Origin of the sequence: Dysosmobacter sp. Sow4_B12 (assembly GCF_052116665.1) — a bacterium.
Taxonomy (GTDB): domain Bacteria; phylum Bacillota; class Clostridia; order Oscillospirales; family Oscillospiraceae; genus Oscillibacter.
In genome coordinates this window covers 1-404 of sequence record NZ_JBQKKR010000037.1, presented here as the reverse complement: position 1 = coordinate 404, position 404 = coordinate 1, and the positions used below count along the sequence as shown (strand labels likewise).

General features: G+C 68.1%; 1 protein-coding gene. It reads right to left on the bottom strand.

The annotated features are described in order from the left end of the window. Positions 1–361, bottom strand: a 361-nt coding sequence (locus tag ACTQ4R_RS13010) for a phage portal protein (protein WP_441629351.1), incomplete at its 3' end; no start/stop codon positions are given. Between the last annotated feature and the right edge of the window lie 43 nt (positions 362–404).

The following is a 404-nucleotide window of genomic DNA, read 5'->3' as shown; positions in this document are numbered from 1 at the left end:
GCGGTGACCACGCCAACGGCGTGATCTTCGTCCCTGCCGGCAGAAACGCCGGCTTCCGCTCCTGAAATTTCTCCAACCACCGCTCAGACGCAGCGTCGGCCTCCTCCTGCGACAGATCCGGGTTCGGCGTCTCGATCGCCACAGACGGCACCGCCGACACGTCCAGCATGTCCGACTCGTACCGGCCCTGCCGCTCAATCCGCGCCCACGTCGTCAGATGCTGCTCAACCACACCCACCCCACGGGCGGGCTCCCACTCGTCACCACCACGCCGCACATGCACCACGTCCGCCGACGACACCCGACGGCCACGCACCCAGTAGGCCACCTCGCTGGTCTCCGGATCCCGAGTGATCGACACCCACGACGCAGGCACCCACGACGCCGCTAGCGGATACCCGTCC